Annotated in this window: 20 protein-coding genes; 11 read left to right on the plus strand and 9 right to left on the minus strand. The window is 63.9% G+C overall.

Annotation, left to right across the window (positions count from 1 at the left end; translation table 11 throughout):
- Position 1: 1 nt before the first annotated feature.
- A complete protein-coding gene (locus tag B0G80_RS41510; RefSeq protein ID WP_116123311.1) occupies positions 2-1,411 on the minus strand; it encodes a cache domain-containing protein in 1,410 nt (469 codons plus the stop codon).
- A gap of 256 nt (positions 1,412-1,667) precedes the next feature.
- Between B0G80_RS41510 and B0G80_RS41515 the strand changes: the two genes are divergently transcribed.
- Both B0G80_RS41515 and mctP read left to right on the plus strand, forming a co-directional pair.
- Positions 1,668-1,865, plus strand: a complete 198-nt coding sequence (locus B0G80_RS41515; protein WP_012426370.1) for a DUF3311 domain-containing protein — start codon at positions 1,668-1,670, stop codon at positions 1,863-1,865.
- A complete protein-coding gene (gene mctP / locus B0G80_RS41520; protein WP_116123312.1) occupies positions 1,862-3,343 on the plus strand; it encodes a monocarboxylate uptake permease MctP in 1,482 nt (493 codons plus the stop codon). Before B0G80_RS41515 ends, mctP begins: the two co-directional genes overlap by 4 nt.
- 74 nt (positions 3,344-3,417) lie before the next feature.
- On the opposite strand, the gene B0G80_RS41525 is transcribed toward mctP, so the two are convergent.
- The gene (locus B0G80_RS41525) at positions 3,418-4,662 is read right to left on the minus strand and encodes an FAD-binding oxidoreductase (protein WP_116123313.1); all 1,245 of its coding nucleotides are present in this window, start codon (positions 4,660-4,662) and stop codon (positions 3,418-3,420) included.
- Positions 4,663-4,937: 275 nt separating this feature from the next.
- Here B0G80_RS41525 and B0G80_RS41530 point away from each other — a divergent pair, with 275 nt between their 5' ends.
- The 4 genes from B0G80_RS41530 to B0G80_RS41545 are packed head-to-tail and all read left to right on the plus strand — an operon-like array spanning position 4,938 to position 9,636.
- Positions 4,938-5,717: a DUF3348 domain-containing protein gene (locus B0G80_RS41530; RefSeq protein WP_116123314.1), complete on the plus strand. Its 780-nt coding sequence runs from the start codon at positions 4,938-4,940 to the stop codon at positions 5,715-5,717.
- A 10-nt stretch (positions 5,718-5,727) separates the two neighbouring features.
- Positions 5,728-8,346 carry a DUF802 domain-containing protein gene (locus B0G80_RS41535; protein WP_116123315.1) on the plus strand — a complete coding sequence of 873 codons (2,619 nt, stop codon included), beginning with the start codon at positions 5,728-5,730 and terminating at the stop codon, positions 8,344-8,346.
- Positions 8,343-8,990: an OmpA family protein gene (locus B0G80_RS41540; protein ID WP_116123316.1), complete on the plus strand. Its 648-nt coding sequence runs from the start codon at positions 8,343-8,345 to the stop codon at positions 8,988-8,990. The genes B0G80_RS41535 and B0G80_RS41540 overlap by 4 nt, the downstream gene beginning before the upstream one ends.
- Entirely contained in the window at positions 8,983-9,636 is a 654-nt protein-coding gene (locus B0G80_RS41545) for a DUF2894 domain-containing protein (protein WP_116123317.1), read from the plus strand. Before B0G80_RS41540 ends, B0G80_RS41545 begins: the two co-directional genes overlap by 8 nt.
- Before the next feature lie 53 nt (positions 9,637-9,689).
- Here the strand turns inward: B0G80_RS41545 and B0G80_RS41550 are convergent, their stop codons facing one another.
- Positions 9,690-9,983, minus strand: coding sequence for a zf-TFIIB domain-containing protein (locus B0G80_RS41550; RefSeq protein WP_116123318.1), 294 nt, complete (start codon positions 9,981-9,983; stop codon positions 9,690-9,692).
- 90 nt (positions 9,984-10,073) lie between these two features.
- Positions 10,074-10,826, minus strand: coding sequence for a TerC family protein (locus B0G80_RS41555; RefSeq protein WP_116123319.1), 753 nt, complete (start codon positions 10,824-10,826; stop codon positions 10,074-10,076).
- A 121-nt stretch (positions 10,827-10,947) separates the two neighbouring features.
- On the opposite strand from B0G80_RS41555, the gene B0G80_RS41560 reads away from it, so the two are divergent.
- Complete coding sequence (locus B0G80_RS41560) at positions 10,948-11,826, plus strand: LysR family transcriptional regulator (protein WP_116123320.1); 879 nt, start codon at positions 10,948-10,950, stop codon at positions 11,824-11,826.
- On the opposite strand, the gene B0G80_RS41565 is transcribed toward B0G80_RS41560, so the two are convergent.
- Both B0G80_RS41565 and B0G80_RS41570 read right to left on the minus strand, forming a co-directional pair.
- Positions 11,802-12,263, minus strand: coding sequence for a hypothetical protein (locus tag B0G80_RS41565; protein WP_106277154.1), 462 nt, complete (start codon positions 12,261-12,263; stop codon positions 11,802-11,804). The two genes, B0G80_RS41560 and B0G80_RS41565, sit on opposite strands and share 25 nt — an antisense overlap.
- A gap of 210 nt (positions 12,264-12,473) precedes the next feature.
- Positions 12,474-12,668, minus strand: a complete 195-nt coding sequence (locus tag B0G80_RS41570) for a hypothetical protein (RefSeq protein ID WP_116123321.1) — start codon at positions 12,666-12,668, stop codon at positions 12,474-12,476.
- A 331-nt stretch (positions 12,669-12,999) separates the two neighbouring features.
- Between B0G80_RS41570 and B0G80_RS41575 the strand changes: the two genes are divergently transcribed.
- Positions 13,000-13,335: a VOC family protein gene (locus B0G80_RS41575; RefSeq protein WP_309568819.1), complete on the plus strand. Its 336-nt coding sequence runs from the start codon at positions 13,000-13,002 to the stop codon at positions 13,333-13,335.
- A 118-nt stretch (positions 13,336-13,453) separates the two neighbouring features.
- Here the strand turns inward: B0G80_RS41575 and B0G80_RS41580 are convergent, their stop codons facing one another.
- On the minus strand, positions 13,454-13,774 hold the full coding sequence (locus B0G80_RS41580; RefSeq protein WP_116123323.1) for a DUF4148 domain-containing protein: 321 nt from the start codon (positions 13,772-13,774) through the stop codon (positions 13,454-13,456).
- A gap of 188 nt (positions 13,775-13,962) precedes the next feature.
- Between B0G80_RS41580 and B0G80_RS41585 the strand changes: the two genes are divergently transcribed.
- Together B0G80_RS41585 and B0G80_RS41590 are read left to right on the plus strand one after the other, a co-directional pair.
- Positions 13,963-14,160 carry a hypothetical protein gene (locus B0G80_RS41585; RefSeq protein ID WP_116123942.1) on the plus strand — a complete coding sequence of 66 codons (198 nt, stop codon included), beginning with the start codon at positions 13,963-13,965 and terminating at the stop codon, positions 14,158-14,160.
- Positions 14,161-14,258: 98 nt separating this feature from the next.
- Positions 14,259-15,038, plus strand: coding sequence for a hypothetical protein (locus B0G80_RS41590; RefSeq protein ID WP_116123943.1), 780 nt, complete (start codon positions 14,259-14,261; stop codon positions 15,036-15,038).
- A 165-nt stretch (positions 15,039-15,203) separates the two neighbouring features.
- Here B0G80_RS41590 and B0G80_RS41595 read toward each other — a convergent pair whose 3' ends face one another.
- Positions 15,204-16,700: a HAMP domain-containing sensor histidine kinase gene (locus B0G80_RS41595; protein WP_116123324.1), complete on the minus strand. Its 1,497-nt coding sequence runs from the start codon at positions 16,698-16,700 to the stop codon at positions 15,204-15,206.
- On the minus strand, positions 16,697-17,434 hold the full coding sequence (locus tag B0G80_RS41600) for a response regulator transcription factor (protein ID WP_116123325.1): 738 nt from the start codon (positions 17,432-17,434) through the stop codon (positions 16,697-16,699). The genes B0G80_RS41595 and B0G80_RS41600 overlap by 4 nt, the downstream gene beginning before the upstream one ends.
- 266 nt (positions 17,435-17,700) lie before the next feature.
- Here B0G80_RS41600 and B0G80_RS41605 point away from each other — a divergent pair, with 266 nt between their 5' ends.
- The gene (locus B0G80_RS41605; RefSeq protein ID WP_116123326.1) at positions 17,701-19,575 is read left to right on the plus strand and encodes a cytochrome c biogenesis protein DipZ; all 1,875 of its coding nucleotides are present in this window, start codon (positions 17,701-17,703) and stop codon (positions 19,573-19,575) included.
- The last annotated feature ends 7 nt before the right edge of the window (positions 19,576-19,582 follow it).

Genomic DNA, 19,582 nt, shown 5'->3' on the forward strand with positions numbered 1-19,582 from the left:
GTCAGGTTTCCTGCAAGGCCGGCAATGCCGGCTCGGTCGATCCCAGTGGCACGCGCGCGGTGACGAGCGTGTGGCCGGCTTGTGAGCTAAGCGACAGTGTGCCGCCCAGCGCTTCGAGCCGCTCGCGCATGTTGCGCAGACCCACGCCCGAGCGCCGGCCGACGAACACATGCGTCACGTCGAAACCGCGCCCGTTGTCCGCGATGTTCAGCGTGACCGCGTCGTTCGATATTTCCAGCGCGAGCGCCGCGCTCGACGCGTGCGCGTGGCGCACGATATTCGTCAACGCCTCCTGGGCGATCCGGAACAGCACGGTGTTGACCGCATCGGGCAAAGCCGCCGCGTGCGTGTGCGCGATCTGCGTGAAGCCGATCTCGATGCCCGACTGCTCGCTGAGTTCGCGCGAGAGTTGTTCCAGCGCGGCCGCCACGCCGAGATCGTCCAGCATCGACGGACGCAGCGCGTGAGAAATGCGCCGTACTTCGCGCAAGGTATCGCCAAGCCGCGTGAGACTGGTGGTGAGTGCGGCCTCTGCCGCGGGCACGCGCACTTCGCTGCGCTCGAAGCGCGCCAGCGCGGATTCGAGCAGCAGCTTCACGGAGACCATCATCTGGCTGATGCCGTCGTGCAATTCACGCGACAGGCGCGCCCGTTCGTTTTCCTGCGACTCCACCACCTGCTGCGCGAGCCGTTTCAGCTTGGCATCCGCGCTGCGGTATTCAGTGACGTTGAGCACGAGCGCGCACAGCGCGATCACGGCGAGCCCGGCAACGGCGATCGCGTCGATCCATTTCATCGTGCGATCGATATTGGCGGCCGCGCGTTCGTCGATACGCGCGAGCGTGTTATCCACGTCGTCGAGATAGATGCCGGTGCCGATCATCCAGCCCCAGCGCTGCAGCGGCACGACGTAGCCGAGTTTCGACGCCACCTTGCCCGTCGACGGACGATGCCACAGATAGCGCACATACCCGCCGCCGCGCGAGGCTGCGGCGAGCAGTTGCTGAATGGTCAGCGTGCCTTGCGGATCGCGCAGTTCCCACAGATCGCGCCCGACGAGGTCCGGCTCGCGCGGATGCATCAACGAACGGCCGTGCATGTCGTAGACGAAGAAGTAGCCGTCCGTGCCAAAGTCCATTTTCTGCAGCACGTCGAGCGCGCGTGCGCGCAGCGTCGCGTCGTCGCGCGCATTGTCCTGGCCGGCGTCGTAGAGCGGCGCGATCGCGGTGGTGGCGAGCTCGACGTAATGCTTGAGCTCGATCTCCTTGCTGGCCATGTACGCGGCCTGCGTGCTCGCGTGTTGCGTCTCGGCGAGCGCCGTGGCCTGCCGTTGCACACCCACTTCGATGCTCGCGATGGCGGCCAGGAAGGGCACGATCGCCAGCAGGACAATCTTGGCTTTCAGTTTCATCGTTGAAAAGACGGCTAACCGGCTACGTAGTACTACGTAGCCGGCTTACGTAGTTGCGCGCTTGTGAGGACGCTCACGAAGGCGAATACTACATCCCCACGGCATAGTGCGCCTTGCAGGCGGCTGCGCCCACCGTCGCGCGCGTCGCGTGGCGTAATAAGCACCCGGTTTGCCGGCTCATACCCGCTACCCGGTTTCCGCGTGCCGGACCACGAGTCGTGGCGCGTGGTGTCAATAATAGACTTAGGAGACGATTGTGGAGACATCCCAACCTGCCGGCCGTTCATGGCTATGGCTGATCCTGCTGCTTCCGTACATCGCACTGCTGTGGCTGCCGTTCTATAACGACACGCGTCCGTCGTTCGCGGGCTTTCCTTTCTTCTACTGGTATCAGTTCTTGTGGGTGCCGTTGACCTCGCTACTGATTTACGCCGTGTACCGAGGTGTCAAATGAGCGACGTCAATCCTGTGAATCCGGTTGCGATGACCGTCTTTATCGCGTTCTTCGTTCTCGTCACCGTGATCGGCTTCTTTGCCGCGCGCTGGAAACGGGGCGACCTGACGCAATTGCACGAGTGGGGCCTGGGCGGCCGCCAGTTCGGCACGGTCATTTCATGGTTCCTCGTGGGCGGCGATTTCTATACCGCCTATACGGTGATCGCAGTGCCCGCGCTGGTCTATTCGGTCGGCGCGTATGGCTTCTTTGCGTTGCCTTACACGATCATCGTTTATCCGTTCGTGTTCGCCGTGATGCCGAAACTGTGGAAGATCGCTCACGCGAAAAACCACATCACGGCAGCCGACTACGTGCAGGGCGAATACGGCGGCAAGTGGTTCCCGGCGGCTGTCGCGATCACCGGCATTGTCGCGACCATGCCATACATTGCGCTGCAACTGGTGGGCATGCAGGTCGTGATCAAGGGGCTCGGCGTGACCGGCGAAATGCCGCTGATCGTCGCCTTCGTGATTCTCGCGTTGTATACGTATGCCAGCGGCCTGCGCGCGCCGGCCATGATCGCGTTCGTCAAGGACATCATGATCTACATCGTGGTGATCGCGGCGGTGTGGCTGATTCCGGCCAAGCTCGGCGGCTATGCGCATGTGTTCGACGCGGCCGATACGTATTTCAAGGCCAAGGGCGGCGCGACCGGCATCATTCTGAAGCCGACGCAATTCACCGCGTATGCGTCGCTGGCTTTGGGCTCGGCGCTGGCGGCGTTCATGTATCCGCATACGATGACGGCGGTGCTGTCGTCCTCGTCGGCGAATACGGTGCGCAAGAATGCGATCTTCCTGCCGGCGTACACGCTGCTGCTGGGTCTGATCGCGTTGCTCGGCTATATGGCGATTGCGGCCGGCGTGCATGTGAAGTCGGCCTCGGACATGGTGCCGGCGCTGTTCAACACGCTGTTCCCGTCGTGGTTCGTCGGCTTCGCGGCGGCGGCGATTGCGATCAGCGCGCTGGTGCCCGCGGCGATCATGTCGATCGGTGCGGCCAATCTGTTCACGCGCAATTTGTGGCGTCCGCTCGTTTCGCCGAATATCTCGCCGGAAGGCGAGGCTTCCACCGCGAAGATCGTCTCGCTGGTCGTGAAGTTCGGCGCGCTGCTGTTCATCGTGTTCCTGCCGACGCAGTACGCGATCGACCTGCAACTGCTGGGCGGCGTGTGGATTCTGCAGATCTTCCCGGCAATCGTGTTCTCATTGTACACGCGTCGTTTGAACACGCCGGGCCTGTTCCTCGGCTGGCTGGCCGGGATCGTGCTCGGAACCGGACTGGCGATTTCGCAAGGCCTCAAGCCGGTGTACGCCCTGCATTTCGGCGACGCGGTCTATCCGGTGTATATCGGGCTGATCGCACTGACGGTCAATATCGTCGTGAGCTTTGTCGTGTCGGTTCTGTCGCCGCGCAGGGTGGTGGCCGCGGCCTGAACGATTGATGTCGAGGTAGAGCAACGCCGCGGAGCTTGTTTGTCCGCGGCGTTTTTTTATTGCGGCCCGCAGCGCTAACCGTGCCGTGCGAATCGTTCCACACCGAACGGCCGCGGGTCCACGAGCGTTGCTTCGCCCGTCATCATTTCAGCGAGCAGACGGCCGGTTATCGGACCCAGCGTCAGCCCGTGATGCGCGTGGCCGAACGCGAACCACAAGCCCGCATGTTTTTTCGCGGGCCCGATGATCGGCAGCATGTCCGCAGTACAAGGACGGCGGCCCATCCAGGGTTCGTCGTCGAGACGCTTGCCCAAGGGGAACAGCGTGCGGGCGACCGGCTCGACCGCCGCGAGTTGCGTCGGCGTTTTGGGCGCTTCGAGATCCGCGATCTCCGCGCCCGTCGTCAGGCGGATGCCGCGTGCCATGGGCGCGAGCAGGTAGCCGCCTTCCGCGTCGAGCACCGGATGATTCAGGCGTGCCGTGCCCTGCGGCGCGTAGTGCATGTGATAGCCGCGTTTGACGGCGAGGGGCAAGCGGTAACCCAGGCGCGTGCTCGCGCGCTCCGACCACGGCCCCAACGCCACGACCGCGGATGAAGCGGAGATCGTTCCCGCTTCCGTGTCGACGTGCCAGCCATCGCGCAGCGTATCCGCATCGCCGATAAAAAACCGTCCGCCGAGCGCTTCGAAATATCTGGCGTAGGCGGTGACGAGCGCGTTCGGGTCGCTCACAGAATCGGAATCCGGATAGCGCAGGCCGCCCAGCAAGGTCTTGTCCAGATCGGGTTCGAGCTGTTGCAGGCGGGCGGCGTCGAGCGCTTCGAACTCGACTTCATATTCGCGATGCCACCGTTCGGCGAGCCGGGTTTCCGCGTCATGAGCCGCTGCGGTGCGGAACACTTTCATCCAGCCGATCGGGCGTAAAAGCGCGCTCGCGCCGGCCTCGGCGGCGAGCGCGCGGTGCTCGCTCACGCAATGCTCGATCAGCGTCGCGTACGATTTCGCGATGGCGGCGTGCCGCGTTGGATGAGAGTTGCGCCAGTACTGCCAGAGAAATGGCGCGGTCTTGAGGATCGCGTCGGCATGGTAACGAACGTCGGGCGACTGGTTGCGCGCATAGCGCAGCAACGTGCCGAGTCCGCGAGGAAACGCGTAGGGATAAACGCCTTCGCGCTGGATCAACCCGGCGTTGCCGAACGAGGTCTCGTTGCCGGGCAGCTTGCGATCGACCAGCGCGACCTGGCGGCCGCGTTTCTGCAAATGCGCGGCGATGCACACGCCGACAATGCCCGCTCCGAGCACAACGGTATCGAATTTCATTCTGCTTATAGGCCTCGCTTAGAGTCGCTTTGTTCGAAGAGTGCCGCGATCCAGTGGACAAACGTTCGGGTCGCGCGGCGCCGTCCACAGGCGCGTTGAGGCGGGCGTTCATCTTACATGGAGTCGTTCGTCTTATCCGACCTGAGCCGGCCGGTTCGGCGCTCGACCACTCCGCCGCTCAAGTAAAATGCGCCTCGCGCACGGCCTGCGAATCGACTTGCAGCCGCTCAGGCGTCGACAGCGTGTAAACTGGCGACTTTTTTGCCTCCGGTGGTATGTTGCAACCCCCCCAGCGCACCGCCCTCAGCGGCCCGGCGCTCATTCGCCTACTGGCACGCCTCGCGGATGTCGATGTTCCCGAATCCAGGCAATCGCTCTCGGACCGGCTCAGCCAATGGCTCGGCTGGACCGACGCCATTGCGCTGTCCTCGGTACTGAACGGCAACCCGCCCGCCGTTGCCGCCGGCGCGCGCGGCTTCGGCGGCGCGGAGGAGTCGGAGTACGTCCGCGCGCGCAGTTCGCTGGCGAAGACCATCACGGGCGATAGCGTGTTCGCGGCCGACAGGCGGCGCGGGTCCGTACGCGCGTCCGCGCATGCGTCGTCGCAGAGTGCGCCCGCCCAGCCGGTGGCCGATTACGCGGTGTTCCGTCAACGCTATCTCTCCCTCCAGCAGTCGATGGAAATGGCGATCGGCAATCTGCGCGGCCGCCTGCGGGGCATGCTGGCCACCAGAACACCCGCCATGGCGCGGCTCGCCGTGGTGGACGCGGTAATGGAGCGCGCGCTGAGCGAGCGCGAGCGCAATCTGCTGGCCGCCATACCCGCGTTGCTGGCCGGGCACTTCGAGCGCTTGCGCGCGGCCGAGCAGGCGGCGCTGGCCGCCGCCCAGGTGTCGGACGAAGCCGCCGGCGACGCAGCCAGCAACGCCGCGGCGCTCACCGCCGGCGCATGGCTGAATGTGTTCCGCAAGGACATGCAAACCGTGTTGCTTGCCGAACTGGATATTCGTTTACAACCGGTCGAAGGGTTGCTCGCCGCCCTTCGCGCCAGCTAACTGGGACACTATGTCCAGATATCGTTTTGATCTCGTTGTGTTTTTGGCTGGTCTGGCCGCTGTGTGCTGGATCGCCGCCGGCTACCTCGGTTCGAACCCGCTGGCGCTCGCCGTCACCTTATTGATCGGCGTGTGCTATCTGGCGGGTTCGCTCGAATTGCACCGCTACAACCAGGCGACCGCCACGCTCACGCAGGCGGTTGCTGGGCTATCCGGGCCGCCGCCGAGTCTCGGCGCATGGCTCGAGCCCTTGCATCCGAGCCTGCGGCGCGCGGCGCGCCTGCGCATCGAGGGCGAGCGGGTGGCCTTGCCGGGTCCGGCGCTCACGCCTTACCTGGTCGGCTTGCTGGTGCTGCTGGGCATGCTCGGCACGTTGCTCGGCATGGTGGTGACCTTGCGCGGCACCGGCATGGCGCTGGAAAGCGCGACCGACCTGCAGGCGATCCGCGCTTCGCTCGCCGCGCCGGTCAAGGGTCTGGGCTTTGCGTTCGGCACCTCCATCGCGGGCGTGGCGACTTCCGCGATGCTGGGGCTGCTGTCCGCGCTGTGCCGGCGCGAACGCCTGCAGGCCGCGCAGATGCTCGACGTGAAGATCGCGACGACCCTGCGCATCTACTCGCAGAGTCATCAGCGCGAAGAGGCCTTCAGGCTCCTGCAGCGTCAATCCGAGGTGATGCCCACGCTGGTCGACCGTCTGCAGACGATGATGTCGGCCATCGAGCAACAAAGCCTCGCCTTGAACGAGCGGCAGATTGCCAGCCAGGAGGCTTTCCACGGCAGGGCCGAGGCCGCTTATGCGCGCCTCGCGAGTTCGGTCGAGCAGTCGTTGAAGGAGAGCGTGGCGGACAGCACGCGCGCCGCCGGCGCGGCGCTGCAGCCGGTCATGCAAGCTACGATGGCCGGCCTCGCGCGCGAGACGAGCGCGTTGCACGACACCGTTACGCACGCCGTGCAGCGGCAACTGGACGGGCTGTCGAGCGGCTTCGAGACGACCACTGCGACCGTCGCGGATATCTGGAACAAGGCATTGGCGGGACATCAGCGTTCGAGCGAGGAACTGACGCAGCATCTGCGCGCTTCGCTGGATCGCTTCACCGACACTTTCGAGCAACGCTCGGCCGGCCTGCTGGACGGCGTTTCCGCGCGGCTGGAAAGCACGGCGGGCAACGTTTCGAAGGCCTGGAACGAGGCGTTGGCGCGTCAGGAGAGCGTCGGCGAAAAGCTCGCGGCGAACAACCAGCAGGCATTGGCGGCGGCTGCCGCGACTTTCGAGCAGCACGCGGCGTCTCTGTTGCGTGGCGTGGGTCAGTCGCACACGGACTTGCAGACCGAACTGGCTTTGAAGGATGAACAACGGCTCGCCGCCTGGACTGCAACACTCGGTGCGATGGCGGCGACATTGAGCAAGGCGTGGGAGCAGTCCGGCGCGCAAACCGCGAGCCGTCAGCAGGAAATCTGCGAGACGCTGGCGCAAACCGCGCGTGATATCTCGGCACAGACGCAAGCGCACGCCAGCAACACGATCGCGGAGATCGACAGGCTCGTCGAGGCGGCGGCCGAAGCGCCGAAAGCGGCGGCGAGTCTGCAGGCTGAACTGGCTTCGCGAGACCAGCAGCGTCTGGCCGCCTGGACCGAGACGCTCGGCGCGATAGCCGCCACGTTGAGCAAGGAATGGGCGCAGTCCGGCGCGCAGACCGCGAGTCGTCAGCAGGAAATCTGCGAGGCGCTGGCGCAAACCGCACGCGATATTTCGGCCCAAACGCAGGCGCACGCCAGCAATACGATCGCCGAAATCGACCGGCTCGTGCAGGCGGCGGCGGAAGCGCCGAAGGCCGCGGCAAATCTGCAAGCCGAACTGGCCTCGCGAGATCAACAGCGACTGGCCGCCTGGACTGAAGCGCTCGCTGCGATGGCCAGGACCTTGAGCGCGGAATGGGAACAGGCGGGCGAGCGCACCGCGAGCCGTCAGCAGGAAATTTGCGAGACGCTGGCGCAAACCGCGCGCGACATCTCCGCCCAAACGCAGGCCCACGCCAGCGAGACGATCGCCGAGATTGGCCAACTCGTTCAAGCGGCTTCGGAAGCGCCCAAGGCCGCGGCGGAAGTCGTCGCCGAATTGCGTCAGAAGCTCTCCGACAGCATGGTCCGCGATACCGCGATGCTGCAGGAGCGCAGCCGCTTGCTGGAAACGCTGGAAACCCTGCTCGACGCCGTCAATCACGCATCCACCGAGCAGCGCACGGCCGTCGATGCGCTCGTTGCGACATCGGCGGATTTGCTGGAACGCGTCGGCACGCGCTTCACCGACAAGATCGAACTCGAAACCGGCAAGCTGGGTTTGGTGGCCGCGCAAGTCACCGGCAGCGCCGTCGAAGTGGCGAGCCTCGGCGACGCGTTCGGCACCGCCGTGCAAGTGTTCGGCGAGTCGAACGACAAGCTGGTGACGCACCTGCAGCGTATCGAAACTGCGCTCGACAAATCCCTCGCGCGCAGCGACGAACAACTCGCGTACTACGTGGCGCAGGCGCGGGAAGTCATCGATCTGAGCGTGCTGTCGCAGAAGCAGATCGTCGAAGACCTGCAGCAGCTTGCCGCCCGGCGTGCGTCAGCGGGAGCCGAAGCGGCATGAGCGAGGACATCGACGGCGGCGTGGAGCAGGTCGCGCCGATCTGGCCGGTTTTCGGCGACCTGATGTCGGTGCTGCTGGGCGCCTTCGTGCTGATCCTCGTGGGCGTGATCGGCGTGCAACTGGAGCTGTCGAGCAAGCTGGAGCAGGAAGTCAAGCAGCGTCAACTGGAAACGCAGCGCCGCAAGACGCTCGAGCAGGCACTCGCGGGTCCGCTCGCGGCTGGGCGCGTAACGCTGGTGAATGGGCGCATCGGGATCAGCGGCAATGTGCTGTTCGCGCTGAACTCCGATCAATTGCAGCCGCAAGGCCGGGATTTGCTGAAGAGTCTGGCCGGGCCGCTGTCCGCGTATCTCGGCGCCAATGACGAAATCCTGATGGTGAGCGGCTTTACCGACGATCAGCGCTTGCGCGAAGGCAACCGCCGTTTCGCGGACAACTGGGAATTGTCGGCGCAGCGCGCGCTGACGGTGACGCGCGCGCTGATCGACGCCGGCGTGCCCGCGTCGTCGCTGTTTGCGGCGGCGTTCGGTTCCGGACAACCGGTGAGTTCGAATACGGACGAGCAGGGCCGCGCCAAAAACCGTCGCGTGGAAATTGCGCCGGTGCCGCGGCCGTCGACCTCGACGGTAAAGCCTCGTGAGTAACGCGGGCGATAACGACCCGGCAAGCGGAGCCCGTGCGACGCTCGACGCGTGGCGCGAACGCGGCGCCGATCGGCTCGATCCTGTCCGCTTCCATTTCATCGACGCGCTCGAACGGCGCGCGGCCGTCCATAGCGGCGAAGCGCGGCGGATTCTGGACGAAAGGCTGTCCGGTCTGCTGGACGCGTACGCCGGGCACATCGAACGCGCCGCGCCATTGCCGGTTGATGACACTGCTGCGCAAGCCGCCGACGAGCCCGCGCATGCGACGCTGAAGAGCCTCGTCGACTACATCGCGAGTCAGGATCATGTGCCCGCGGCGAGCGGGTTGCCGCGCGCCGCTTCCTATCCCGAGATGCCCGCGCTCGATTACTTCAGGGACGTCTGGTCGAAGGTCCGCACGGAAAAGCAGCTGCGGCAGTCGCTGGAAAAAGTGCCGGGCAACGCCGGCCCGCTCAATTCGAGCAGCCTCGTGCATCGGGCGCTCTCGCTCATGAGCGAAGTGTCGCCGGGCTACCTCAAGCAGTTTCTGTCCTACGTCGATGCCTTGTCGTGGATGGAACAGATAAACGGCGGCGCCGCGCCCGCCGGTAAAGACGCGCCCCGCGCCGGCAACGTCGGCAAGAGCGCTCGCGGCAAAGCACGCTAGTGCGATATGTGCCGGAACGTGCCCGGCCCGTTTTCCCTCACGGCTGACGGCGCTCAGTCGAAATCGAACACGTCGAAAAGGGAGCGCTTTTTCTTCTGCGTTCGATAACCCGATCGATGATCGTCGTAACCGCGGTGGCTGTCGTACGAACGATCCCGCTCCCGGTGGCCGTCGTGGCTTGCGCGCGGGGCGGGCGGCGAGTCGGGTTGGGCCGCGTCCTGCGCGATCAGCTTGTCGAGCTCGCCTCGATCGAGCCACACGCCCCGGCAGTCGGGACAGTAATCGACTTCGATCGAGCGGCGCTCGGTCATCAGCAGGTCGGTGGTCTTGCAAACAGGGCATTTCATAGCGTTGCTCCTCAAGAGTAGAAAGACATCGCATGCTGGACCGGGCGAATGCAAACTCCCGATCCGGGAAAACCGTCACGCGCTTTTCGCTTATTGCCCGCTACTGAGCACGCGATTCGATTTCGCGCGGCGCACCAGCATGTTCATCGCTTCGACGAACGCGGAGAACGCCATCGCCACGTAGATGTAAGCCTTCGGCACATGCGAACCGAAACCTTCCGCAATCAGCGTCATACCGATCACGAGCAGAAAGCTGAGCGCGAGCGTGACGATGGTCGGATTGCGATCGATAAAGCGTGACAGCGGGCGTGCTGCGAACAGCATGGCGAGGACCGCGCTGATCACCGCAATGAACATGATCGGCATGTGTTCCGTCATGCCCACAGCCGTGATGATGCTGTCGACCGAGAACACCATATCGAGCACCAGGATCTGGCCGATCGCGGCCGCCACGGTCAACTGGACGGTGCTGCCCGCTTTGTCGCGTTGCTCCTCGGCATGCGTCACGTGGTGATGAATCTCGCGCGTCGCCTTCCAGACGAGGAACAGGCCGCCGCCGAGCAGGATCAGATCGCGCCACGAAAACGCGTGACTGAACAGCGTGATGGCCGGCGCGGTCAATTGCGCGATCCACGCGACCGTGCCGAGCAGGCCGAGCCGCATGACGAGCGCGAGCATGATGCCGATGCGTTGCGTGCGCGCGCGTTGCGCTTCCGGCAGCTTGTTGCTGAGGATCGAGATAAAGATCAGGTTGTCGATGCCGAGCACGATTTCCATCACGACCAGCGTGAGGAGCGCGGCCCATGCGGCCGGGTCGGCAGCGAGTGTGAGCAGAGTGTCCATGGTGTCCGTAAGCGGATGAATGCGGGTAACGTTGGATTAGCGATCATGATCGCTATCTTCTGGCTTCGGATAAACAAGTGATACTCTGAGCGACATATCGTTTTTTTCGAAGTGTCACGCCATGCTCAATTACCGGCATCTGTATTATTTCTGGATAGTAGTGAAAGAGGGAGGCTTCGCGCGTGCGGCAGAACGTCTCGATATGGCGGTGCAGACCATCAGCGCGCAGGTGCGGGAGCTGGAGAAGTCGATCGGGCGCCAATTGTTGAAACCGGCGGGACGGGGCGTCACGATGACCGAAGCCGGCGAGGCCGCGTTCAATCGCGCGGAGCAGATTTTTCAGCTTGGCGAGGCGCTCCTCGACGAGATGCGCGAGGCCGGTGGAGAAGATGTGGCACGGCTCGCCGTTGGTCTTTCCGATGGCATTTCGAAGCTCGCGGCGCATGCGCTGCTGGCGCCGGTGCTTGGCACGCCGTCGCTCAGGCTTCTATGCCACGAGGGCGAGCACGCGGAGTTGATGTCGGAACTCGCGCTGCATCGGCTCGATCTCGTGCTCGCTTGCCAGCCGGCGCCGCACAATGCCGACCTGCGCGTGCTGAGCCAGCGCCTGGCTGGCTCGCCGGTCGATTGGTATGGCCCGACCGAGATCGTCCGCAAATCCGCGCGCGCGGGCTTTCCGCAGTGTCTCGCGGAGGTGCCCGTGCTTCTGCCGACCCGGCACGCCGCCTTGCGCGCGCGTCTCGACCGCTGGTTCGACGCGCAGGGCATCCGGCCGCGCATCGTCGGCGAATTCGAGGACAGCGCGCTCATGGCGGTGTTCGCCGCGCGCGGCCTCGGCGTGTTTCCACTCGCGGAACTCGGCGCGGAAGATCTGACGCTGCTGCGGGGCCTGCGCTGGCTCGGCCGCGCCGATGGCGTGATCGAGGAGATTCACGCCATCCGATCGCGTCGCGGGCAACATCACGGGCTCGCTTCTCAGGTGGTGGCCGGCGCGCGCTGATAACCGCGCATGACGCGCGACGGCAGTCCGTGACGGTTGACGGCCGGCGTCAGGTCGGGTCCCCACGCGTTCAACATGGCGGCGAGCAGGGCGATTTCGCCGTCCGCCAGATAGTCGTCCGCGACCGCCACGGCGACACACAGGCGAATGACCTTGCGGCGCAACGTGGGATCGTCGATCTCGTCGATCAAGGTCGTGAGCATGGTCGGGTCGAGACGGCCCACCGGCGGCGCGAACGACAGATGCGCGACCGAGTGGTCTTCGCACAGCGTCTGCACGATCTGCTCGAATTGCGAGGGCGCGAGACCGAGTTCGCCGGCGATATTCAATCTCTGCAGCACACGCTCTTCCGAACTGCACACGTGGCCGTCCGCAGTGAGAGCCAGCGCGACGATGCGTGCTGCGGCTTGCGGGCTGTTACGCGGGTAGGTGCGCATGATTCTTTCCTTGCCTGGACGATGTCCGTAGTGAAGATGAAGTCCAGTGTGCGGTAGGTTCGGGATCGGATAAACCTGCTAAATGCGAAGCGAAGGTTCGGAAAAGACGAAGCTTGGGGGGTGAGCCGTTCGAGCGTTTGTCCGGCCGGTCACCGGTGAAGCGCCCGACTTCCAGGCGCCTCATCGGAGAACCAGGCGAACTTTGTCGATTTAGAGCGGATGAAGCTTGCCATTGAGGTCCATCGACCACTTCGAGCCATCGCCGAATGTGAGCACGCCATTCATCGCGTCGATATGGGTCGGCTTGCCGACCGGCTCTTTATCTTTGCCGCCGACGACGCGTGCCATGTCGGCAGAGCTCATTTCTTCGTTGCGCTGCAGTTCGCGGATCTTCAGGTCTTTCATGACGTTCTCCTTTGAGAAAATTACTTGGATGTGCGAGCACTCTTGTGTGTGCTCGCACACTTACACTGCACATGATGTGCCATGCGTGCTTGAAGATCCTCGGCGTGCTGATAACAAAGGAGTCGCCGGCTTGATGAGCTTGCGGCGAAGCTGTGGGTGGTGCGGTAAAACCAACAGTCGGCCAGCCTGCTGTCTGTTGAACCACAACAGATCTACACTGGCGAGGTTCTGTTTCAAACGATCCTGGCTCCACGGATTTTGGCGAGGGGCACTGCAAAGAAAACAATCGAGAATTCAATGCACCCAACCTTGAACCGCATCTTTGCTCTACGTGAGAGATGTCGCCAGGACGTGCGCGTTCTATGAACGGCACTTTGGCTTCGTTTCCAGAATCGACCCAGATGACCGCATCGTTGAGTTGGTGTCGCCGCACGGCGGCGCCATCCTCATGGTTCACCAGGCGGGCAAGGGGGTGAAGTCCGGCCAGGTGACCGTTAAACTCGTTTTCGATATTCGCGACGTGGAGGCGTTCAAGGAGCAGTGTGCAAAGGACGGCTTGCAATTCGGCGCGACGCATCGGGCGGACGGCTACACATTTGCCAATGCCAAGGATCCCGACGGAAATTCCATTTCGATCTCCAGCCGGAGTTTCGCATCCAGCCGCTAGACGCGAATGCTCTCGCAAGTTGAGTTAAACGCGGCAAAAAAAGCAGCGTCGATCCGACAAGGACCGACGCTCAAAGGCAGAACCCGCTGTCCACAGGTCCACACACACCGGGCCGCCATCAATGCATGGGCATGTCCTGCATGGCTGGCTGGTTGTTGTTTAGCGCGCTCTGCTGGGCTGCGTGCATGGCGGCAACTTTTCTTTCCGCTTCCTGAATGTCGGCGGGATAGTCGCTTTCGTCGCCGCGAGACGGATCGTATCCGGCGGCTTCCAGTTCCTCGAGTTCATGGCGCACTTCGGCGCGCGTGAGCGGATGCGCGCCGGGAGTCGCCGACGTTTGCGCATAGGCGCCACTTGCCGTTGCCAGAAGGGCGGCACTTGCAACGAGTGCGCCGGCTGCGGCGCGGACCATGAGACGGTTCAGAGAGATCAGTTTCATGTCAATACTCCTCGATATGCGAGCGCAATCTTCGAACTCGACGTGAGTCGGCGTCAACACGCTCTGAACGGCTAAACCAGGGGATTGGATGTCTTATTCCCGGCAGTGCGTTGAAAAAAAAGCGCGGGAATAATCAGGTCGGATTCGGCGTCTTGCAGAGCGTGAAGACACGAATTGGGGTGAGCAAAATGAACATCATCGATATGGCCCGTGAATCGGGAATGGCCGTTATCCTCGACGCCCGGATCGGCCGGGAGGAATACCACAGCGTATGCGGTTCGCTGTCGGCGCTGGAGAAATTTGCCGACGCTATCCGCCAGACGCCGGTGAATCGCAAAACGGTTAGCGAGCGGCGGAAACGGCCTCTCACGCGAGGCCTGAAATGAATCGAACGCGTATTGCGGCCTGGAAGCCGCTGTATTCGGCCGACATGCTGCGGGCCGCCGGGCGCGCGCCGATTGCGCCTTTTCGGCGGCCGCCGGGTATGGTTGCTCGCGTGGCGAGGGAACCGGCTGTTCATACTCTGCTGCGCCGCTGTCAGCTCGTGTCCGGCGTGGTGCTGCTGGTCTATCTCTCCCTGCATCTGATCAATCACGCGCTCGGCATCTGGTCACTGGACCTTGCGGGTCGCGGTCTTGCACTGGCGTTGCGGGTGTGGCGCAGTGTGCCGGGAACGGTGCTTCTTTATGGCGCGTCGCTATTGCATTTTTCGCTGGCGCTGCGAACGATCTACGGACGCCGTCACTGGAAAATGCCGCTCACTGAATGGGTCCGGCTTTGGGCGGGACTGAGTCTGCCGCTGCTGCTGATCCGTCATGTGGTATCTACCCGGCTTGCCTCGTCGCTGTACGGATTCGAGCCGAACTACGAGCGCATTGTGATATCGCTCATCACCAGCGGTACGCAAGGTTTGCAGCTTGCACTGCTTGCGCCCGGCTGGGTGCATGGTTGTCTGGGACTGTGGCTGCGTATGCGTCATCGTGCGGGGGCGCGGCGCGCGAAACCTTATCTGATGGGGCTGCTCGTTGGTTTGCCCATGCTGTCCGCCGCGGGTTTTGTTCGAATGAAGCAGGCAGTCCTCGCACTCTGCATCGGGCCATTGCGGACCGACCCCAAGCTGGTCGCGCATCAACTTTCACTCGATGCATGGCGCCACAACATTTTGATGTTGTATCTGTCGTTGTTGATCGGCGCCTTCGTCGCGGGTCAGATACGCAACTGGCGGGAACACCGGCAGCTTCGGAAGGCGACGATGACCGTCTGATCCCACCGTTCTGATACCTGGTCCCGTCGACGACGCCACGCACTCTGCAAAGTATTCCGCTGTGGCGCCGAACTCGTGGACTCTTTCCGCACGCAATCTACATGGCGGGCAAGCTGGGCGATGCCGCCAATTGGAGCCGGTCTCAGCAGAGTCAGACACCGTCCGTCACATCACGACACCGGCGGCACTCGACCGGTTGACGGCCGTCGGCAACTCGAAGCAGAAGGTCGTGCCCGTTCCCGCCGTGTCCAGCAAACGTATCTGGCTCTGGTTCAGTTGCAGCATGCGCTGGACGATCAGCAACCCCAGTCCGCCGCCCCGATGCGCGCCGCCGGAGCTGAACGGGCGTTCGAACAGACCTTCGCGCTGTTCGGGCGGAATGCCGGGACCCGTGTCGGTGATCGTCACCGACACCCTACCGTCCTTATGCGCAAGATCCACTTCGATCGATCCTTCAGTGGGCGTGTGGCGAATGGCGTTGTCGAGCAGATTCGTCAGCACGCGCTCGATCATGCCGAGATCGGCACTGACATTCGGCAGGCGTGACGGAATATTCGCGCGCAACTGAATGTGCCGCGCCTCGGCGGGCAATTCGAATTTCTGAAACACGTCCTGCACCAGATCGACCAGCGAGAACTGTTCGAGCGCCGGCTGCACGTTGCCGTGTTCGAGCCTGGCCAGTTCAAACAGAGCTTGCGCGAGCCGGCCCACCTTGACGCTTTGCGCGAGCGCGATGGCCAGATAGCGTTTGCGCTCCGTTTCGCCGAGCGTGTCGGACTTCAGCGAGAGCGTCTCGAGATAGCCGTGCAGCGAGGTCAACGGCGTGCGCAGGTCGTGCGAAATATTGGCGATCAGTTCGCGACGCTGCTGGTCCTGTCGCGTCAGCGCTCGCCATTGTTCTCCGATGCGGTTCGCCATCTGCGCGAACGTCGCTTCAAGCACGGCGATTTCGTCGCGCCGACCGGCCGGCGACGAGCGCGGCACACTCGGTTGGGTGTCGGGCTCGCCCTCGGCGTCGAAGCGGCGCATGGCGTCGGTGAGGCGCCGCAGCGGGCGCGTGATCAGGCCGAATGCGGTCAAGCCGGCCAGCAATCCCAGCAGCGCGACCAGCGCCATCGACCACAAGGTAGTGCGCAGCACGGAACTGGCCGCCACGCGCGCGGCGAGCGCGTCGTGTTCCTCGCCGAGCAGGACCACGTAGATATAGCCGGACGGCGCCTGTCCGCCCAATTGCAGTGGCGCTGCGCTGAACACCTTTTTACCGTCGATGCTGCGCGGATCGTCGCCGAGAATCGGCAGCGCGTCTCCCGCGATGAATTGCCGGATCGGCGCAAGATTCACCTGTTCGCGCTTGACGTGTCCCGCGGGCGCGTCGTCCCCTTTAATGTGCCCTTGATTGTCGAGCAGGTACACCTCGACGCTCGGATTCACCCTCATCAACTGGCCGAATAGCTGCCGGACCGCGTCGGGCCGCAAGCCGTTGGCGTCCATCAACGAGTTGCCATGAGCGATATGGTCGGCGAGATTGCGCGACAGGCTCTGGATGACTTCTTTCTCGTGCAGATCGCTGGAACGGATCTGCAGGAACGCCGACGCGCCGCAGCACGCCAGCAGCAGCACCGAGAAAACGAGCGAGAGCCGCTGGGTCAGCGTCAGATTCACGATGGGTCCTTCGGTGCGCCGGCCGGCTCGCCGGGGACGGCGAGCTTGTAGCCGCGTCCCCAGACGGTCAGGATGCGCTCGGGTTGAGCCGGATCGGCCTCGATCTTCGCGCGCAGCCGGTTGATATGAGTGTTGACGGTGTGCTCGTAGCCTTCGTGCTGATAGCCCCACACCGCATTGAGCAGGTCCATGCGTGAGAACACTTTGCCGGGATGCTGCGCGAAGTAATAGAGCAGGTCGAATTCGCGCGGCGTGAGTTCGATCGGCCTGCCGTCGGCGGCGGCCTCGCGTGTCAACGGATCGATCGACAACCCCGCGATGCGCAGATTGCCGGCTTCGAGTTTCGAGTCTTTCGCCAGCGCGTCGACACGGCGCAGCAGCGCTTTCACGCGCGCCACCAGTTCGAGCACCGAGAACGGTTTGGCGAGATAGTCGTCCGCGCCGAGTTCGAGGCCGAGAATCCGGTGCACTTCGCTCGACCGCGCGCTGGTGATGATGATCGGCGTATAGCGCGTCATCGCGCGGGCGCGCCGGCAGATTTCCAGTCCGTCGACGCCGGGCAGCATCAGATCGAGAATCAGCGCGTCCCAGCCGCCTTGTTCCAGCAGGCGCAGCCCTTCATTACCGTCGGCGCTGTGCACGACTTCATAGCGCTCGTCGCGCAGATGCAGGCTCAGCACGTTAGCGATGTCGACGTCGTCTTCCACGATCAGGATGCGCTTCGGATTGTCCATGGTGGGCTTGAGCCGCGGTTCAGGGAATGGTTGAGGAGGAAGGCCGGGCGCGGCCGCCGGGAAAAGCGGCCATGGCGCCATTGTGCAAAATTTCCGGGCAGCGAGTTATCACATTTAATTTAACTTTTCGTGAGGACTTCGACACCGGCGGCGCTCTAGGATGTGGGCACTTTCTGCAGTATCAGGTTTTGAATGAACTCTACGCCGGCTGTCGCCCGAGCCAGCGTGCCCACTTTAACCGACCTACACGAACGTTCGGAACTGACATGTTACTCATCGTTCTCGCCTATCTCGGCGGCGCCCTCACGATTCTCAGCCCATGCATCCTGCCGGTGCTGCCGTTTGTTTTCGCGCGCGCCGACCAGCCTTTCGCGCGCAGCGGCTTGCCCTTGCTGGCGGGCATGGCGCTGACCTTTGCCCTCGTCGCGACGCTTGCCGCAGTGGGCGGCGGCTGGGTCACGCAGGCTAACCAGTACGGCCGCTGGGTCGCTATCGCGCTGCTGGCGATTTTCGGGCTGACGCTGCTGTTCCCGCGCTTCGCCGATCATCTGATGCGGCCGCTCGTCAGCGCCGGCAATCGCCTGTCGAACTTCGCGCAGGCCGACGGTCAGCAGGTCCGCGCGGGTTCATCGTTTCTGCTCGGCATTGCCACCGGCCTGTTGTGGGCGCCGTGCGCCGGTCCGATTCTCGGTCTCGTGCTGACGGGCGCGGCATTGCGCGGTGCAAGCGTCGGCACGACGCTGCTGCTGGTGGCCTACGCGGCCGGCGCGGCGACTTCGCTGGCGGTGGCCCTGCTGATCGGCGGCAAGGTGTTCACGGCGATGAAGCGTTCGCTGGGCGCGGGCGAATGGATCCGCCGCGGCATCGGCGCATTGATGTTGTGCGGCGTGGCGGCGATCGCGCTCGGTTTCGACACCGGCGTGCTCGCTCGCGTCTCGACGGTTGCGACTGGCGGCCTCGAACAGAAACTCGTCGATAAGCTGTCGCCGAACGCGGCGCCCGGCAAAGCGCCGCTCGCCGGCAATCCGGCCGATGCGTCCGGCGGCGCGATGGCGAACGCCAAGCTCGCGCCGCAATCGGCCGCTAACGCCGATTCGGATTCCACCACGACGAATGCGGCGCAGGGCGGTGCGATGATGCGCACCGCCGCCGAGGCGGCGCCGCTGCCGGTCGAAGGCGTGCTGCCTCAGCTGGACGGCGCGGTCCAATGGCTGAATTCGCCGCCGCTCACCACGCAGGATTTGCGCGGCAAAGTCGTGCTGGTCGACTTCTGGACATACTCGTGCATCAATTGCTTGCGTTCGCTGCCGTATGTCAAAGCGTGGGCGCAGAAGTACAAGGATCAGGGGCTTGTCGTGATCGGCGTGCATGCGCCGGAGTTCGCCTTCGAACGCAATATCGACAACGTGAAGAAAGCTACGCGCGACCTCGGTGTCGACTATCCCGTTGCGATCGACAACAACTATGCAATCTGGCGCGCGCTAAATAATCAGTACTGGCCCGCCCACTATTTCGTCGATGCGAAAGGGCAGATTCGCTATCACCACTTCGGCGAAGGTGATTACGCGGAATCCGAAAAGGTGATCCAGCAACTGCTGACCGAAGCGGGCCACGCGAATGCGTCGAAAGTGGCCATTGGTATCGCCAACGGCGGCGCGCAGGGCGTGCAGGCCGCGGCGGACAACGCCGATATGCAATCGCCGGAAACCTACGTCGGTTATGAGCGCGCGGAGAACTTCGCGTCGCCGGGCGGGGAGGTGGCGGACAAGACGCACGTGTATGCAGCGCCGTCGCAACCCGGCGTCGACGACTGGGGCCTTGCCGGGTCATGGAACGTGGGCGCCGAGCACGCCACGCTCGTGGCACCGGCGGGACGCATCGTGTATCGCTTCCATGCACGGGACCTGCATCTGGTGCTCGGTCCGGGCAAGGACGGCAAACCGGTGCGGTTTCGCGTGAGCGTCGATGGCGCCGCGCCCGGCGCGTCGCACGGCACCGACATCGCCGCCGACGGCAGCGGCACTGTGACCGGACAACGTCTCTATCAACTGGTGCGCCAAACGGGCGATGTCGGGGATCACACGTTCTCGATCGAGTTTCTGGACCCGGGCGTGCAGGCATTTGCTTTCACGTTCGGCTAAGCCGAAG

This window comes from Paraburkholderia sp. BL6669N2, from assembly GCF_003387275.1.
Lineage (GTDB): Bacteria > Pseudomonadota > Gammaproteobacteria > Burkholderiales > Burkholderiaceae > Paraburkholderia.

What these genes read in the sequence shown, in the direction of transcription:
- B0G80_RS41510 (WP_116123311.1), bottom strand. Translation starts at nt 1,411, where the DNA reads ATGAAACTGAAAGCCAAGATTGTCCTGCTGGCGATCGTGCCCTTCCTG.
- mctP (WP_116123312.1), top strand. Translation starts at nt 1,862, where the DNA reads ATGAGCGACGTCAATCCTGTGAATCCGGTTGCGATGACCGTCTTTATC.
- B0G80_RS41525 (WP_116123313.1), bottom strand. Translation starts at nt 4,662, where the DNA reads ATGAAATTCGATACCGTTGTGCTCGGAGCGGGCATTGTCGGCGTGTGC.
- B0G80_RS41530 (WP_116123314.1), top strand. Translation starts at nt 4,938, where the DNA reads ATGTTGCAACCCCCCCAGCGCACCGCCCTCAGCGGCCCGGCGCTCATT.
- B0G80_RS41535 (WP_116123315.1), top strand. Translation starts at nt 5,728, where the DNA reads ATGTCCAGATATCGTTTTGATCTCGTTGTGTTTTTGGCTGGTCTGGCC.
- B0G80_RS41540 (WP_116123316.1), top strand. Translation starts at nt 8,343, where the DNA reads ATGAGCGAGGACATCGACGGCGGCGTGGAGCAGGTCGCGCCGATCTGG.
- B0G80_RS41550 (WP_116123318.1), bottom strand. Translation starts at nt 9,983, where the DNA reads ATGAAATGCCCTGTTTGCAAGACCACCGACCTGCTGATGACCGAGCGC.
- B0G80_RS41555 (WP_116123319.1), bottom strand. Translation starts at nt 10,826, where the DNA reads ATGGACACTCTGCTCACACTCGCTGCCGACCCGGCCGCATGGGCCGCG.
- B0G80_RS41560 (WP_116123320.1), top strand. Translation starts at nt 10,948, where the DNA reads ATGCTCAATTACCGGCATCTGTATTATTTCTGGATAGTAGTGAAAGAG.
- B0G80_RS41565 (WP_106277154.1), bottom strand. Translation starts at nt 12,263, where the DNA reads ATGCGCACCTACCCGCGTAACAGCCCGCAAGCCGCAGCACGCATCGTC.
- B0G80_RS41570 (WP_116123321.1), bottom strand. Translation starts at nt 12,668, where the DNA reads ATGAAAGACCTGAAGATCCGCGAACTGCAGCGCAACGAAGAAATGAGC.
- B0G80_RS41580 (WP_116123323.1), bottom strand. Translation starts at nt 13,774, where the DNA reads ATGAAACTGATCTCTCTGAACCGTCTCATGGTCCGCGCCGCAGCCGGC.
- B0G80_RS41585 (WP_116123942.1), top strand. Translation starts at nt 13,963, where the DNA reads ATGAACATCATCGATATGGCCCGTGAATCGGGAATGGCCGTTATCCTC.
- B0G80_RS41590 (WP_116123943.1), top strand. Translation starts at nt 14,259, where the DNA reads ATGGTTGCTCGCGTGGCGAGGGAACCGGCTGTTCATACTCTGCTGCGC.
- B0G80_RS41600 (WP_116123325.1), bottom strand. Translation starts at nt 17,434, where the DNA reads ATGGACAATCCGAAGCGCATCCTGATCGTGGAAGACGACGTCGACATC.
- B0G80_RS41605 (WP_116123326.1), top strand. Translation starts at nt 17,701, where the DNA reads ATGTTACTCATCGTTCTCGCCTATCTCGGCGGCGCCCTCACGATTCTC.